General features: G+C 64.0%; 15 protein-coding genes and 1 tRNA gene. 8 read left to right on the top strand and 8 right to left on the bottom strand.

All coding sequences use genetic code 11. From position 1 onward, the window contains the following. Positions 1 to 38: 38 nt before the first annotated feature. The gene (locus Q0603_RS18340) at positions 39 to 590 is read right to left on the bottom strand and encodes a hypothetical protein (protein ID WP_298728430.1); all 552 of its coding nucleotides are present in this window, start codon (positions 588 to 590) and stop codon (positions 39 to 41) included. Positions 591 to 955: 365 nt separating this feature from the next. Between Q0603_RS18340 and Q0603_RS18335 the strand changes: the two genes are divergently transcribed. Further along, positions 956 to 1,032, top strand: a tRNA-Arg gene (locus tag Q0603_RS18335). Positions 1,033 to 1,106: 74 nt separating this feature from the next. Here Q0603_RS18335 and Q0603_RS18330 read toward each other — a convergent pair. The 3 genes from Q0603_RS18330 to rfbA form a co-directional block, all read right to left on the bottom strand. Further along, entirely contained in the window at positions 1,107 to 1,550 is a 444-nt protein-coding gene (locus tag Q0603_RS18330; protein WP_298728429.1) for a VOC family protein, read from the bottom strand. Between the two features lie 59 nt (positions 1,551 to 1,609). Then, entirely contained in the window at positions 1,610 to 2,056 is a 447-nt protein-coding gene (locus Q0603_RS18325) for a MarR family transcriptional regulator (protein ID WP_298728428.1), read from the bottom strand. A 76-nt stretch (positions 2,057 to 2,132) separates the two neighbouring features. Then, the gene (gene rfbA / locus Q0603_RS18320; protein ID WP_298728426.1) at positions 2,133 to 3,017 is read right to left on the bottom strand and encodes a glucose-1-phosphate thymidylyltransferase RfbA; all 885 of its coding nucleotides are present in this window, start codon (positions 3,015 to 3,017) and stop codon (positions 2,133 to 2,135) included. Between the two features lie 465 nt (positions 3,018 to 3,482). On the opposite strand from rfbA, the gene Q0603_RS18315 reads away from it, so the two are divergent. Beyond that, positions 3,483 to 3,701: a hypothetical protein gene (locus Q0603_RS18315; protein ID WP_298728424.1), complete on the top strand. Its 219-nt coding sequence runs from the start codon at positions 3,483 to 3,485 to the stop codon at positions 3,699 to 3,701. A gap of 150 nt (positions 3,702 to 3,851) precedes the next feature. Further along, the gene (locus Q0603_RS18310; RefSeq protein WP_298728422.1) at positions 3,852 to 4,055 is read left to right on the top strand and encodes a hypothetical protein; all 204 of its coding nucleotides are present in this window, start codon (positions 3,852 to 3,854) and stop codon (positions 4,053 to 4,055) included. A 46-nt stretch (positions 4,056 to 4,101) separates the two neighbouring features. On the opposite strand, the gene Q0603_RS18305 is transcribed toward Q0603_RS18310, so the two are convergent. The 4 genes from Q0603_RS18305 to Q0603_RS18290 all read right to left on the bottom strand — a co-directional run bounded on the left by Q0603_RS18305 (position 4,102) and on the right by Q0603_RS18290 (position 8,109). Then, positions 4,102 to 5,052, bottom strand: a complete 951-nt coding sequence (locus tag Q0603_RS18305; RefSeq protein ID WP_298728420.1) for an MBL fold metallo-hydrolase — start codon at positions 5,050 to 5,052, stop codon at positions 4,102 to 4,104. 15 nt (positions 5,053 to 5,067) lie between these two features. Further along, positions 5,068 to 6,411, bottom strand: coding sequence for a TRAP transporter large permease subunit (locus tag Q0603_RS18300; RefSeq protein WP_298728418.1), 1,344 nt, complete (start codon positions 6,409 to 6,411; stop codon positions 5,068 to 5,070). A 5-nt stretch (positions 6,412 to 6,416) separates the two neighbouring features. Then, complete coding sequence (locus Q0603_RS18295) at positions 6,417 to 6,983, bottom strand: TRAP transporter small permease subunit (RefSeq protein WP_298728416.1); 567 nt, start codon at positions 6,981 to 6,983, stop codon at positions 6,417 to 6,419. 67 nt (positions 6,984 to 7,050) lie between these two features. Further along, a complete protein-coding gene (locus Q0603_RS18290; protein ID WP_298728414.1) occupies positions 7,051 to 8,109 on the bottom strand; it encodes a TRAP transporter substrate-binding protein in 1,059 nt (352 codons plus the stop codon). Between the two features lie 188 nt (positions 8,110 to 8,297). On the opposite strand from Q0603_RS18290, the gene Q0603_RS18285 reads away from it, so the two are divergent. The 5 genes from Q0603_RS18285 to Q0603_RS18265 all read left to right on the top strand — a co-directional run. Continuing rightward, entirely contained in the window at positions 8,298 to 9,068 is a 771-nt protein-coding gene (locus tag Q0603_RS18285) for an SDR family oxidoreductase (protein WP_298728412.1), read from the top strand. A 28-nt stretch (positions 9,069 to 9,096) separates the two neighbouring features. Next, positions 9,097 to 10,818: an FAD-dependent oxidoreductase gene (locus Q0603_RS18280; protein WP_298728410.1), complete on the top strand. Its 1,722-nt coding sequence runs from the start codon at positions 9,097 to 9,099 to the stop codon at positions 10,816 to 10,818. Positions 10,819 to 10,890: 72 nt separating this feature from the next. Beyond that, positions 10,891 to 11,748 (top strand): IclR family transcriptional regulator, encoded by an 858-nt coding sequence (locus tag Q0603_RS18275; protein WP_298728408.1) that lies wholly within the window; start codon positions 10,891 to 10,893, stop codon positions 11,746 to 11,748. Between the two features lie 63 nt (positions 11,749 to 11,811). Next, positions 11,812 to 12,369, top strand: a complete 558-nt coding sequence (locus Q0603_RS18270; protein WP_298728406.1) for a type 1 glutamine amidotransferase domain-containing protein — start codon at positions 11,812 to 11,814, stop codon at positions 12,367 to 12,369. A gap of 270 nt (positions 12,370 to 12,639) precedes the next feature. Further along, the coding region (locus Q0603_RS18265) for a HAMP domain-containing protein (RefSeq protein ID WP_298728404.1) at positions 12,640 to 14,095 on the top strand (1,456 nt) is incomplete at its 3' end.

The raw sequence follows: 14,095 nt of genomic DNA, 5'->3' as shown, positions 1-14,095 counted from the left end.
GGCCGTGGCAGGACAAGTTCCCTTGATCGAATATCGGCTTACAGCGACGAGGCTTCGCCGCGGCGGGGAGCCGGGGTAAAGCGCAGCCGGCTGGTGGTACGACCGCGGCCGATGCTGAGCGAGATCGCCTGCAGGCTGTTGTTCAGCTCGCGCATGCTGTCGGGATCAACAACCCAGTCCTGCTGGTCATAGGCAAGCGCGCGGTAGACGGCGCGCAGTTCGTCAAGCAGCACCGCGATCAGCGCGATGCGCGACGCGGACGACATGATCGCCAGGCGGCGGTAATCCTGGCCGGTGGCGAAACCGTCGAGCACCTGGCGCAGCAGAGTGCCGCCGCCAAGGCGCTGGCTGGGGCCGAGCAGGTCGGAGGGCTTCACCGGCGCGGAGGCATGCAGACTGGACTGCGCCGAGAGCAGGCAGAGCAGCGCATGGTACATGTTCTCCAGCGCGATGCCCCAGTTCTCAAGGCCGTTGTTATCGATGATCGGGGCCGCGACATCGGCCATGATCGGGCTGCATTCCGCAGCGCCCAGGAAGTTGGCGCCGTCGCGCAGGCTGCTGCGCACAAGATCGACAAAGGATTTTGCCATTTGGGACCTGCCTTCGGGCCGGCAACCGCACCAGCCACCCCGAGAAGCAATGTGCCACGTTGAACGCTAACGGCTAGTTACTTTTCAGATATGCGTCAGGCCGGATTTGCAGGGCAGACATGCAACCGCAGGCGGGGCGGTCCGGGCGGCGGAGGCCGGGGCTGGCGCCGGGCCTGATATCTGGATTGGCGCAGGGGCCGGACGGAAAGCGAGCCCCGCGGCAAGTACTTGGCCGGGTGCCTGGGCAGGTACTGAGGCGGGTTTGGGCACGGCAGCTAAAGCCTTGCCCGGCCTGCCGGTTGCACCCGGGAAAGGCCCCCGCTAGGGTCTGGCCGGCGGGCGAAACACCCCGCCCATAGCCCGGCGTCCCCGTAGCTCAGCTGGATAGAGCGGCTGCGTCCTAAGCAGCGGGTCGGGAGTTCGAATCTCTCCGGGGACGCCAAATTTTCCAGCTTCTTCAAGACATGCCCGCAGCGTCCAGCGCTGCGGGCGTCTTCGCTTTGCGGACGTCCCGGCCTACTGTGCGGCCTCGGCCTTTTCCGGCATCGGCATCTGGGTCATGCAGTTGACCATCCAGGGGATGCCGAAGCGGTCGGTGACGAGGCCGAATTTCTCCGCCCAGAAGGTCTTGTCCAGCGGCATCTGCACGCTGCCGCCCTCTGACAGCGCCCCGAAGACGCGCTCGGCTTCCGCCGGATCGGACAGATTGAGCGTGATGGCGATGCCTTTGGGCGCTTCGTAGTGGCTGGGGGGGCAGTCGCTGGCCATCAGCAGGCTTTCGCCGATTGTGAAGGCAGCATGCATGATCTTGGTATTCCAGCCGTCGGGGACGCCCTGGCAACCGCCGGGCTGTTCGTCCCAGGTCATCCGCGCGGTGATTTTGGCGCCGAGATGGCGCTGGTAGAAGTTCAGCGCCTCCTCGCAATTGCCGGGGAAATTCAAATAGGCATTGACCAGCATGGCGGCCTCCTCTGTTGCCGGGGGTTATGAGAGTTTTGTTGTTATGATTGGCATTGCGGTCATGAGAGCGCGCGCAGATCGGCGCGCAGACGGTCCGGATCGGACTTGCCGAGCAGCTTGTCGATCTCGGCATGGGTGCGCTTCCAGACGGGCAGCGCCTTGATCAGCAGCTTGCGCCCGGCCGGCGTGAGCAGGATGCGGCGGCTGCGCTTGTCGTCCGGATCGGGCTTCACAATCAGCAGGCCGCGGCGCTCCAGCGGCTTGAGCATCGCCGTCACCGTCGTGCGGTCCATCGCCAGCACGCTGGCCACCTGCGCCATGTTCGGCGGCTCGGGCCGATTGAGCGACATCAGCAGCGAGAACTGGCCGTTGGTGAGATCGAGATCGCGCAGGGCATCGTCGAAGCGCCGCGCCAGCGCACGCGCCGCCCGCTGCACATGCAGGCAGAGGCAGGTGTCGCGCACCATCAGCGTGGCTTCGAACGGCAGCAGGTCGATCTTGGACATGCGGCCATTATGTTGATATCAACTTAAGAGTCAAGGAAGGGCAGCGACGCCACCCGGTCGACGACTATGGGGGCGCTTACAGGCGGTCGCGGTCAGCTAAAAGCAGGCGGGCAAGGTACTGGCCGTAGCCGTTCTTGCTGCCATAGGCCTCGGCGATCTTGCGCACCTGAGCGGCATCGATGAAGCCGAGCCGCCAGGCGACTTCCTCGGGTACGGCGATCTTCAGACCCTGGCGCTTCTCCACCGTGGCGATGAAGTTGGAGGCGTCGAGCAGGCTGTCGGGCGTGCCGGTATCGAGCCAGGCGAAGCCGCGGCCGAACAGTTCCACATCGAGCTGGCCGCGCTGCAGGTAGACGTTGTTGAGATCGGTGATCTCCAGCTCGCCGCGGGGAGATGGCTTCAGGCTGGCGGCGATATTGCAAACATTGCGGTCGTAGAAATAAAGCCCCGTCACCGCCCAGTGGGTCGGCGCCGGACTGGGCTTTTCGATGATGGCATGCAGCTTGCGGTCAGCGTCGAAATCAAGCACGCCATAGCGTTCGGGGTCGGCCACCCAGTAGCCGAAGATGACGGCACCGCTTTCGCGCGCCGCGGCCCGGCGCAGCACCTCGGAAAAGCCTTCGCCGTAGAAGATGTTATCGCCCAGCACCAGGGCGCAGCCCTCACCATTGATGAAGTCTCGGCCGATGATGAAGGCCTCGGCAATACCCTTCGGCTCGGGCTGCACGGCATAGGACAGCCGGATGCCCCATTGGCTGCCATCGCCGAGCAGGTTGCGGAAAGCCGCCTGGTCGCGCGGCGTGGTGATCACCAGGATGTCACGGATGCCAGCCAGCATCAGCGTGGTCAGCGGAAAATAGATCATCGGCTTGTCGTAGACCGGCAGAAGCTGCTTGCTGGTCACCAGCGTGGCCGGATGCAGCCGCGTGCCGGCACCGCCGGCCAGGATGATGCCCTTCATGCGCGTTAGCCTGTTTCGCCCGAAACCACTGTAAAGCCGATGAATGTATAGCTGATGGGTGTGGGACCCGAGATTGCCAGCCCAATACATGCCCTGCTGGCTGTGCCCACTTTGTCCCGGCGCCTGCCAGACATCAAGCCTGATATCAAGTGAGCCGCGTCGACGCAAACACGCCGATGCATCACGTTGTCTGGCCGCGCTTCCACGGTTCCCCTTGGAGCGGCGTGCAGGAAATCTGCAAAGGACCGGTGGCAGGCCGAAACCGCCTGAAATCCGCGCTTCTTCGAAAGCTGAAGTCCTGCCGGCTGCCGCGGCGTATGGAACCGCGGCGCGGTCTGGCGCGTTATATGGACGCCACCCGGATTTGCATTCACGGTCTATGCATTCCCGGTATAGCGTCCACTGCGCCATGCCCGCGGACTGAAAAAGCCCGCGGCGCGACAGCCACGATCAAGGAGCCGACCCATGCAGGTGAACGATTGGACCATCGATGTCAGCGCCAAGATCGTCGAGAACGAGGACTATCTCGTCTCCCTTTGCGAGGATGGCAACGGCTATGAGGTAGCCTTCATCCGCCGCAAACGCCCGAGCCTTCTGGCAGGCATGGACAAGATCGTCGAGCGCGAGGCGCTGATCGCCTTCCGTCAGGCGATGCGCGCATCGGCTGCGCGCCGCTGGAGCTAAACCGGCTGCGGGCGCGCCCGCCCGTATAATACCTGCAATAGTTTTTTACAGAAGTTGAAGCGCGTGCCTGGAACAAGGCGCGCGTTTTTGCGTTTGCCGCCAGAGGTCCCAAAGAAACGGACCCATCAGGGGATTCGACGGGAGGACGACATGCAGATGACCGTGATCATCATGGCACTGCTTTTCGGCGGCAATCCGGTCTGGGCCCATAATGCGACGCCGCGAACCGTTGCCGAATGCCGCACGCAGGCGGCCATCGTCGCAGCCGAAAAAACCGACCAGGCGCAAGCCTTGGCGGCCCGCCTCGAGCGGGCCTGCCGCAGCTTGCCGCAGGACGAGAAGCCGAAGGGCTAAAGGGCTAGAAGGGCTAAACGGCCTGCGCTGATTAGCCGGTCAGGAATTAGCCGTTCAGGGCCGCCCACATTTCGCGGTCGCGCTCGGCCGTCCAGATGCGCGGATGGTCGAGACCCATCGCCTCGTCATAGGCGCGGGCGACGTTGAAGGGCTGGCAATGGTCGAAAATCGCGAAATTGCCAAAGCGCGGCCGCATCGCATCGTTGCAGCGGTCAAACGCTTCCTTCAGCGACAGGCCCTTGGCGGCGCTTTCCGACACCGAGCCATAGAGCGTGGTGAGGAAGTCGCGGGTGAGCTTAAGCCCCTCGCCGACTTCCGTCGGATTGGTCAGCGCATCGCCGCGGCCCGGCACCAGGGCCTTCGGATTGAACTCGGCGATCTTGTCGAGCGTCTTCGGCCAGTCCTTGAAATGGGCGTCGCCGCAATAGCAGGCCGAATGGTACTCGACCAGGTCGCCCGAGAACATCACGCCGGCATCCGGCACCCAGGCGATGGTGTCGCCCGCCGTATGGCCGCGGCCCAGATGCATGATCTCCACCCGGCGCTTGCCCATATAGAGGGTGAACTTGGTCGGGAAGGTCATGGTCGGCCAGGTCAGGCCGGGGATGGTATCGGCGGCCAGGAACAGGCGCGGGAAGCGGCCGTATTCCGAATCCCAGTCCTCCTTGCCGCGCTCCACGATCAGCGAGCGGGTAGCATCGGAGGCGAAAACCTGCTGCGGCTGATAGGCCGAGGCGCCGAGCACGCGCACGGCGTGGTAATGCGACAGCAGCACATACTTGATCGGCTTGTCGGTGACCTTGCGGATATGCTCGATCACCTTGTTGGCCATCTTCGGCGTCGCCTGGGTGTCGATCACCATCACGCCGTCATCACCGACGATCACGCCGGTATTGGGATCGCCTTCGGCGGTGAAGGCATAAAGGCCCTCGCCCAGCTGGGTGAAGGAGATCTTCTTCTCGGCGGTATCGGCGGTGGAGGCAAAGGCTTTCGACATGACTAACTCCTTGAATTAACCGAGCAGGACTTGCGGCAGCCAGAGCGCAAGCTGCGGGAAGATGATGGTCAGCAGCAGTGCGATGAGCTGGATGACGACGAAGGGAATGATGCCACGATAGATCACGCGGGTGCCGATCTCCGGCGGCGCAATGCCGCGGATATAGAACAGCGCATAGCCAAACGGCGGCGTGAGGAAGGAGGTCTGCAGGTTCACCGCGAACAAAATGGCGAACCACAGTAGCACCTGTTCCTGGCCGACGCCGAAATCCAGGCCGGCGATGATCGGGGCCACAATGGGCATGACGATGAAGGTGATCTCCACCCAGTCGAGGAACATGCCCAGCACGAAGACGAAGGCCATGATCACGAACATGACCCAGTAGGGATTGGTGCCGGCATCCTCGACGCCGAGCGCATTGGCGATCATCGTGTCGCCGCCAAGCTTGCGGAAGATTACGCTGAAGATGGTGGCGCCGATCATCACGAACATGATCATCGCCGTGGTGCGCGTGGTCTCGTTCAGCACGTCGAGGAACTGCCGCCAGGTGAGCTGGCGCGAAATCAGCGCCAGCAGGAAGGCGCCCAGCGCGCCCAAAGCCGCGGCCTCGGTCGGCGTGGCGACGCCGGCGATGATCGAGCCGAGCACCACCAGGATCAGTGCCATCGGCGCCAGCAGGTCGCGCGCGAGCTGCATCAGCACCTGGCCGAGCGGCAGAGGTACCCGGTCGGCACGCGGCGGCATGCTTTCCGGTTTGAAGATGGCGAGGAAGATCAGATAGACGATGTAGAGGCCGCCCAGCATTAGGCCGGGGATCATCGCGCCGGCAAACAGGTCGCCGACCGAGATGCGCAAGGTGTCGCCCAGGATCACCAGCATGATCGAAGGCGGGATCAGGATGCCCAATGTGCCGGTGGAGGCGATGATGCCGGTGGCGAGTTTGGGGTCGTATTTATTCTCCAGCATCACCGGCAGGGCCAGCACGCCCATCAGCACGACGGAAGCGCCGATGATGCCGGTGGAGGCCGCCATGACGATGCCGATGATCGCCACCGCGAAGGCATAGCCGCCTGGCAGCGGCCCGAGCAGTCCCGCCAGCGAATGCAACAATCTTTGGGCAATGCCGGATTTTTCCAGCATCAGACCCATGAAGACAAACAGCGGCACCGCGATCAGCAGCCAGTTGGCAAGGATGCCCGAGAAGGTGCGCGACACGCCGGTGGACAGGAAAAGGATCGGCACGTCGGCGGCGAAGGCGAAGATGACACCAATGCCCGCCAGGACGATCGCTACCGGATAGCCGGAGAAGATGCCCAGCAGCAGCGCCACGCACATCAGAAGCGGCCAAAAGTATTCCATGGTCTTCAGTCTTTCTGAGCGACGGCGCCGCGGGTGGTGATGAGCTGGATCAGGAGGCGCAGGCTGCGCGCGATACCGAGCAGGCCGAGCAGGCCGAAACCGAGCGGCATCACCGCCTTGATGATCCAGCGGTCGACAAGGCCGCCATAGGACGAGCCTTCGCTGGAGTTATAGGCGGTGATCATGAACTTCCAGGCGAACCAGGTCATCACTACCGCAAAGGGCAGCAGGAAGATGGCATCGCCAAGAATGACGATGATGCGCCGGGTACGTTCGGTGAAATTGTTGGCAAGAAAATCGACGCTGACATGGCTGTCGGTATGCAGCGCATAGACGCCACCCAGCATGACCATGACGGCAAACAGATGCCATTGCAGGTCGTTCAGGCCGTTCAGCGTCAGCTTTTCGCCCAGCAGCGGAATGGCGAAACCCCAGTCGGCGAAGGTATTGACGCGCAGATGCACCATGACAACGCCGATGCAGACGCTGATCACCAGAAGCGGCGTGGCCCAGCCGGTGATGCGACCGAACCAGGCACAGATTTCTTCGATTTTTTTCAGCAGCGCGGTCACGGCACGTCCCCGCCTTGAGAATGACATGCCGGATGCGCCGCGCAAGGCGGCGCATCCGGGCCGTTGCTTAGTTGCGCGGCAGGGCCTGCAGGTCGTTCCAGCGGCCGACGCGCTTGATGTAGGCGGTCAGCGACTGATAGGCCTCGGCGAACAGCGCGTCCTTCTTAGCCTCTTCCTCCATCACCTCGGTCGCGGCCTTATAGAGCGCGTTCAGAACCGGTTCGGGGAAGCGCTGCACCTTCACGCCGGCCTTCTCGATCTGCTCGATCGCGTTCACCTGGGCGTTCAGCTGATCATACCAGTTGTAGGTGATGTTGGCCTGGCAGGCCTCCTGCATGATCTGCTGCTGCTTGGGCGTGAACTTCTTCCACACATCCATGTTGATGATGATCGTGTCCCAGCTCGACGGCTGGTGCCAGCCCGGGAAGTAATAGTACTTCGCGATCTTCTGCAGGCCGAGACCGATATCGAGCTGCGGGGCGGAGAATTCCGCCGCCTCGATGCGACCGCGCTCCAGCGAGACGAAGATTTCGCCGGCCGGCACGAGCTGCACGTTGGCGCCGAGCTTGGCCATCGCCTTGGCGCCGAGGCCGGCGATGCGCATGTTCAGGCCCTTGATGTCGTCGACGGTCTTGATTTCCTTGTTGAACCAGCCGCCGGCTTCCGCCGCCACCATGTGGCAGGGCAGGATCTTCACATTATGCGGGTCATAGGCCTTCTGGATGATCTCCAGACCGCCGCCCTGGAACATCCAGCCAAGGAACAGCTCGGGGTTCGGGCCGAACGGCATCGAACCGACGAGGTTGGCGACCGGGATCTTGTCGGCCCAGTAGCCGACCCAGTCAAAACCCATCGGGATGGAGCCGTTGCTGACCGCGCCGAACACCTCAAACGGCGGCACGAATTCGCCGGCGCCATGCACCTTGATCTTCACTTCGTTGTTGGTCATCAGCGCGACGCGCTCGGCCCATTTCACCGGGCTCTGACCGATCGACGGCACCTGCAGGCCGAACACCGACTGCAGGTCGTAGTCCTTGGCCATCGCCGGCACGCTGGTAAGCGCGGTTCCGGCGAGCATCGCACCGCCGACGGCGAACGCCGCCGCTTTCAAGAAAAGCTGACGCATAAATCCCTCCCCTGGGCCAGCTGGCCCGCAAAACGGCCGCCGGGCCGTGTTCGGCCTGGGCTGGCATTTCCTCCGACAATCGCGACCGCAAGCAGGCTCGAGACATGCCCCCTTGCAATCCGACGGGGGGAAGAATATGAAATAACGAAAGAGTTCGCAATACACGAATTACGGGAGGAGGGCGCGGAATGGCTAACTTATTGATAAACCACGTCGCCATCGTCACCGGCGCGGCTCAGGGCAATGGCATGGCCATCGCTTTGGGGCTGGCCGACGAAGGCGCTGCCGTTGCTCTCGGCGACGTCAATGCCGCCGGCGCGGAGGAAGTGGCAGCCACGATTCGCAGCCGCGGCGGCAAGGCCATGGCGGCCAAGCTGGACGTCGCTGACGCCGCGCAATGCGCCGCTTTTGCCGCGGCCGCCGAAGCCGCGCTGGGACCGGCCAGCATCCTCGTCAATAACGCCGGCATCATCCGCCGCGTTTCCATCGACGATCCCGACTACGACCGTCACTGGCAGGAGACCCTGTCGGTCAACGTCACCGGCATGAAGAACATGGTCCGCGCCGTGCTGCCGCAGCTGCGGCGGACCAAGGCCGCTTTAGGCGGCGCCAGCATCGTCAATCTCGGCTCAATCAATTCCTTCGCCACAGGCCCGCGGGCAACGACCTATACCGCCAGCAAGGGCGCGGTGCTGCAATTCACCCGCGCGCTGGCCGCCGAACTCGCGCCTGAGGGCATCCGCGTCAACGGCATTGCGCCGGGCGTGATCGACACGCCGATGACGGAAGCCACGCGCAATGATCCCGCCGCCATCGGACGCTTCATGGCGCATACGCCGATGGGGCGCACCGGCAAGCCGGAAGAACTGGTCGGCCCGGTCGTTTTCCTTGCTTCGTCCATGTCCAGCTATGTCACCGGCGCCATGCTGCCGGTGGATGGCGGTTTCCTCACGCTTTGATTCCCCAGACGATTGGAGTTGCGCAGCCATGAACGCGTTGAACACTTCCATCAAAACCCATGACTGCGACCTGCTGGTGGTCGGCAGCGGCGCCGGCGGCATGGCCGCGGCGATCACCGCCAAGCTGCATGGCCTGGACGTGCTGATCGTTGAGAAAGAGTCCGTCTATGGCGGCACCACAGCGCGCTCTGGCGGCTGGCTGTGGATTCCGGCCAATCCGCTGGCTGCGCGCGAGGGCATCAAGGACAGCAAGGAGGCCGCGCGCACCTATCTGCAGCACGAGGCCGGCAATCATTTCGATGCCGAGCGCGTCGATGCCTTCCTGGAGAACGGCCCGCGCATGGTCGACTTCTTCGAAAGCAAGACGGCGGTGAAATTCGTGCTCGGCCCGCAATTCTCCGACTACCATCCGGATGCGCCGGGCGCGCTGCCGGGCGGGCGGTCGATCTGCGCCGAGCCTTTCGATGGCCGCGAACTGGGCGACAAGATCAAGACCCTGCGTCCGCCGCTGGCCGAAATCACCTTCGTCGGCATGATGATCGGCTCGGGCAAGGAACTGCTGCATTTCTTCAACGTCACGCGCTCGGTGGTCTCGGCCGCTTACGTCGCCAAGCTGCTGGTCAAGTATGGCCGCGATCTGCTGACCCATGGCCGCGCCATGCGGCTGACCAACGGCAATGCCTTGGCCGGACGTCTGGCGAAGACGGCCTTCGATCTTGGCATTCCGCTGTGGCTGAACGCGCCGGCGGGCGAGCTGATCAAGGAAGGCGACCGCGTCGCCGGCGCCATCGTGCAGACCCAGGATGGTCCGGTGCGCGTGCGCGCCAAGCGCGGCGTGGTGCTGGCCACCGGCGGTTTCCCGCATGATATCGCGCGCCGCGCCAAGCTCTATCCGCATGCGCCAACCGGCGCCGAACACTGGTCGCCGACGCCGGAAGGCAACACGGGCGATGGCATCAAGCTGGCCGCCTCACTCGGCGCCACGACCGCCGACGAACTGCCCAATGCTGCCGCCTGGGTGCCGGTCAGCCGCGTACCGCGCCGCGACGGCAGCTTCGGCGTCTTCCCGCATTTCATCGACCGCGCCAAGCCCGGTGTGATCGCAGTGACCCGCGCCGGCACGCGCTTTGTCAACGAAGGCAACTGCTATCACGATTTCTGCCAGGCGCTGGTGAAGGCGCATAAGAATCTGCCCGGCGAAATCTGCGCCTGGCTGATCTGCGATCATCCAACGCTGCGCCGCTATGGCCTGGGCCATGTGAAGCCCTTCCCGGTGCCGATCGCGCATCAGCTCAAGAACGGCTATCTCAAGCGCGGCAAGACGCTGGCCGAACTTGCCAAGGTCTGCGGCATCGATCCGGTTGCCTTCGAGCGTACCGTGGCGGAATTCAACAAGCATGCCCGCAAGGGTGAAGATCCGCAATTCGGCAAGGGCAGCACGGCCTATAACCGCTATCTCGGCGATCCGACCGTGACGCCGAATCCCTGCGTCGCGCCGGTGGAGACCGGTCCGTTCTACGCCGTGCAGCTTGTGATCGGCGATCTGGGCAGCTTCGCGGGCCTGAAGGCCGACGCGCAGGCCCGCGTGCTGGATAGCACCACCGGACAGCCGATCCCCGGCCTTTATGCCGCGGGCAACGACATGGCGAGCATCATGGGCGGCAATTATCCCGGTGGCGGCATTACGCTGGGTCCGGCGATGACGTTCGGCTATATCGCTGGCCGTCATGCCGCCGGCGTCACCGACTGACAGACCGGGAGCGAGTGACAGAAGCCCTGCCAGCCGGTATTGATGCGAAAAACAGGGCAGGTACCACGACGAATGTCGGATAAGGCGGCTTCATCCTCGCAGCCCATATGGCTGTATAGCGACGACGAGGCGGACGCGCGCGCGCGCATCGGCGGGCGCAGCGTCCAGTCGGTTGAGATCGGCGGACGGCTGCTGGCGATCCTCGCCAATGCCAGCCAGCCGATGATGCTGCGCGATCTCGCCGCGCAGGCCGAACTCACGCCCGGCCAGGCACATGCCTACCTCACCAGCTTTCGCAAGCTGGAACTGGTCGAGCAGGATGCCGCCTCGGGCCGCTATCATCTCGGGCCGTTTGCCCTGCATCTTGGTCTCGCGCGACTGCGCAGCACCGATCCGTATCGCCTCGCATCCGAGGCGGTGATCGGTCTGGCGGAAGAGCTGAACCTGATGGTGGCGATCACCGTCTGGGGCACGCACGGGCCGACCATCGTGCTGGTGCAGGAATCCTCCAACTACATCCATGCCAATGTCCGCCCGGGCGGCATGTTTACCGTCACCGGCACCGCAACAGGCAAGATTTTCGCCGCCTTCCTGCCGCCCAAGCTGGTGGCGCCGGTGATCGAGGCGGAATTGCAGGCGCCGCAGAAGGGCTGGAACAACAGCGGCGCGCTGGCAGGTGAAGCTTTGGAGCGCGAGATCGAGAAGACGCGGCGCAACGGCATTGCGGCGACCGCCGACCTGCCGCTGCCCGGCATCAGCGCTTTGGCTGCGCCGATCTTCAATCACAGCGGCCATCTGCAGCTGGCAATCACGCTGATCGGCCCGACACCGAAGGTGGATGTCAGCCTCGACGGCCCGCATGCCGAGGCGCTGCTGGCGTTTACGCGGCGGATTTCCGCGCAATTGGGCTACGTGCCGCCGGCAGCCTGATCGGGAACAAGCCTCGTCCTGACCGGTTGTCCTCCATCACCGCAAACAGTGAAGGAGAACACGATGCCGAAGATCCAAGACACCCGCATTTTGATCATGGCGACCAACGGCGTCGAGCAATCCGAATTGCTGGTGCCGCGCGATCAGTTGCGCGGCAAGGGCGCCAAGGTGGATGTCGCCTCGCCGAAAGCCCAGCCGATCCGCGCCTGGCAGATCGACGACTGGGGCGAGACGGTGAAGCCCGATTGCGACCTCGACAGCGTCAATCCGGCCGACTACGCCGCCCTGGTCATACCCGGCGGGCAGATCAATCCCGATCTGCTGCGCGTCAATCAGAAGGCGATGGGCATCGTCAAATCCTTCCTGGAGTCAGGCAAGGTCGTGGCGGCGATCTGCCACGGGCCCTGGCTGCTGGCGGAAGCCGATGCGCTGCGCGGCCGCGAGGTCACGTCGTACAAATCCATCCGCAAGGATATCGAGAATGCCGGCGGCCGCTGGGTCGACCGCGAGGTCGTGGTCGACAAGGGCATCGTCACCAGCCGCTCGCCCGACGATCTGCCTGCTTTTGTGGCCAAGATCGTGGAAGAAGTGCAGGAAGGCCAGCATAAGCGGGCCGCCTGACACGGTTATGCGCCCCATATTTAGTCTGCAGGCGATGCATAGCTGGTAAGACATAAATGCAATATTCCCACCCGCGCTGAGCGGCCATAAAGTGCGCGCCGCAACCGGGCATCTGCGTTTCCCGGTTTGCGGCGCCTCCCGCGGGAAAGGGAGAGCCTCCCCTGGCCCATGCGGCGTTGGTTTTGTTACCCGGCCAGCGCCACCTGCATGGGCCTTCCTCTCAATTTGTAAACTTGAGAACCCGTCCGCCAGAACGGGACCGGAGATGTCATGCGTTTCCTTTCGCGGCTGAAGATTGGCCCCCGCATTTATATCGTCCTCGCCATCATGACCCTGCTTACCGCCGGCATTGCCTGGATGGGCGTCGATGCGATGGACCGTTACGAGCAGCGCACCAGCCAGATGAGCCAGCTGACCGAGCGCGCCCTGCTGAGCGAGCAGGCCAATGTGCTGCTCACGCAGACCGTGGCGCTGACCGCACAGATCTACAACGCTAGGAACAGCCTGGAGATCAGCGAAAAGGCTGACGCCATGGCCCAGGTCATCGACGAACTCGACACCAAGATGATCTTCTGGGAGGGCCTGCTGCCCCCAGAGATGCAGAAGAGCTTCCGCGAAGAGATCAAGCAGCCGCTGGACGCCTATTTCCAGAGCCGCCGGGCGCTGACCGCCGCAGCTCTCACCGAAGGCCCCGAAGCCGCCCGCGCCATCGGCGATCAGAAATCCATTGTCGAAACCCGCCAGAAGGTGGTTGCCTCCCTGCAGGCCGCCGGCGTGCGCAACGCCAAGGCGGTCGAGAACATGTCCCACGAGCTGTCCAGCTTCTATCAGGCCCAGCGGCCGATGATGATCGGCATCGCCGCCACCGGCCTGGTGATCTGCCTTGTGCTGGCGATTGCCATCGTCGTGCTGACGGTGACGCGTCCGATCACCCGCATCACCGGCACGATGAGCAAGCTGGCCGATGGCGATCTGGAGGTTGCCATCGACGGCGCCGAGCGCCGCGACGAGATCGGCGCCATGGCCAAGACCGTGCAGGTATTCAAGGACAACATGGTGGCCCGCGCCGAAGCCGAACGGCAGATCGAGGCGCAGCGCCAGCATGAGACGGCGGAACGTGAAGCCCGCGAGGCGCGCGAGCGTGCCGCCATCGCCGAAATCTCGGAACTGTGCAACCGCATCGCCGCTGGCGATCTGGAGATGCGCCTGGACGAGAGCAACAAGGAAGGCTTCCTGCTGACCATGAGCCAGCGCCTGAACGGCCTGGCCGCCATGCTGCAGTCGATGACCGGCGAACTGGCCGCGGTAACCGCAGCGATGGCGGAAGGCGATGTCACCCGCACCGTCACCGGCGATTATGCCGGCGTGTTCGGCGCGCTGAAGAACAGCGTCAACCGCATGGCCGCGACCTTGAAGGATCTGGCCGGCCGGCTGCGCGTCAGCGCCGCCGCGGTGCGCGATGCCTCGGGTGAAATCTCCGCCGGCAGCCAGGATCTGGCGCAGCGTACCGAAAGCCAGGCTGCTTCGATCGAAGAGACTGCCGCATCGATGCACGAAATCACGGCGACGGTGAAGCAGAACGCTGACAATGCGCAGGCCGCGAACCAGCTCGCGATCGCCGCGCGCGACACCGCCGAGAAGGGCGGCACGGTCGTGGCCGACGCCGTCGCTGCTGTCAGCCGCATCGAGGAAAGCGCGCAGAAGATCAGCGACATCGTTTCGCTGA

The sequence above is a fragment of the uncultured Ferrovibrio sp. genome, assembly GCF_937960835.1.
Classification (GTDB): domain Bacteria; phylum Pseudomonadota; class Alphaproteobacteria; order Ferrovibrionales; family Ferrovibrionaceae; genus Ferrovibrio.
The sequence above is the reverse complement of the archived record's forward strand: the minus strand, read 5'-3'. Positions and strand labels throughout refer to the sequence as shown.

Bases quoted from the DNA above. Each gene is read 5' to 3' on its own strand.
- Q0603_RS18280 (WP_298728410.1), top strand. From the start codon at position 9,097: ATGAACGCGTTGAACACTTCCATCAAAACCCATGACTGCGACCTGCTG.
- Q0603_RS18325 (WP_298728428.1), bottom strand. From the start codon at position 2,056: ATGTCCAAGATCGACCTGCTGCCGTTCGAAGCCACGCTGATGGTGCGC.
- Q0603_RS18305 (WP_298728420.1), bottom strand. From the start codon at position 5,052: ATGTCGAAAGCCTTTGCCTCCACCGCCGATACCGCCGAGAAGAAGATC.
- Q0603_RS18315 (WP_298728424.1), top strand. From the start codon at position 3,483: ATGCAGGTGAACGATTGGACCATCGATGTCAGCGCCAAGATCGTCGAG.
- Q0603_RS18275 (WP_298728408.1), top strand. From the start codon at position 10,891: ATGTCGGATAAGGCGGCTTCATCCTCGCAGCCCATATGGCTGTATAGC.
- Q0603_RS18300 (WP_298728418.1), bottom strand. From the start codon at position 6,411: ATGGAATACTTTTGGCCGCTTCTGATGTGCGTGGCGCTGCTGCTGGGC.
- Q0603_RS18330 (WP_298728429.1), bottom strand. From the start codon at position 1,550: ATGCTGGTCAATGCCTATTTGAATTTCCCCGGCAATTGCGAGGAGGCG.
- Q0603_RS18340 (WP_298728430.1), bottom strand. From the start codon at position 590: ATGGCAAAATCCTTTGTCGATCTTGTGCGCAGCAGCCTGCGCGACGGC.
- Q0603_RS18290 (WP_298728414.1), bottom strand. From the start codon at position 8,109: ATGCGTCAGCTTTTCTTGAAAGCGGCGGCGTTCGCCGTCGGCGGTGCG.
- rfbA (WP_298728426.1), bottom strand. From the start codon at position 3,017: ATGAAGGGCATCATCCTGGCCGGCGGTGCCGGCACGCGGCTGCATCCG.
- Q0603_RS18285 (WP_298728412.1), top strand. From the start codon at position 8,298: ATGGCTAACTTATTGATAAACCACGTCGCCATCGTCACCGGCGCGGCT.
- Q0603_RS18310 (WP_298728422.1), top strand. From the start codon at position 3,852: ATGCAGATGACCGTGATCATCATGGCACTGCTTTTCGGCGGCAATCCG.
- Q0603_RS18270 (WP_298728406.1), top strand. From the start codon at position 11,812: ATGCCGAAGATCCAAGACACCCGCATTTTGATCATGGCGACCAACGGC.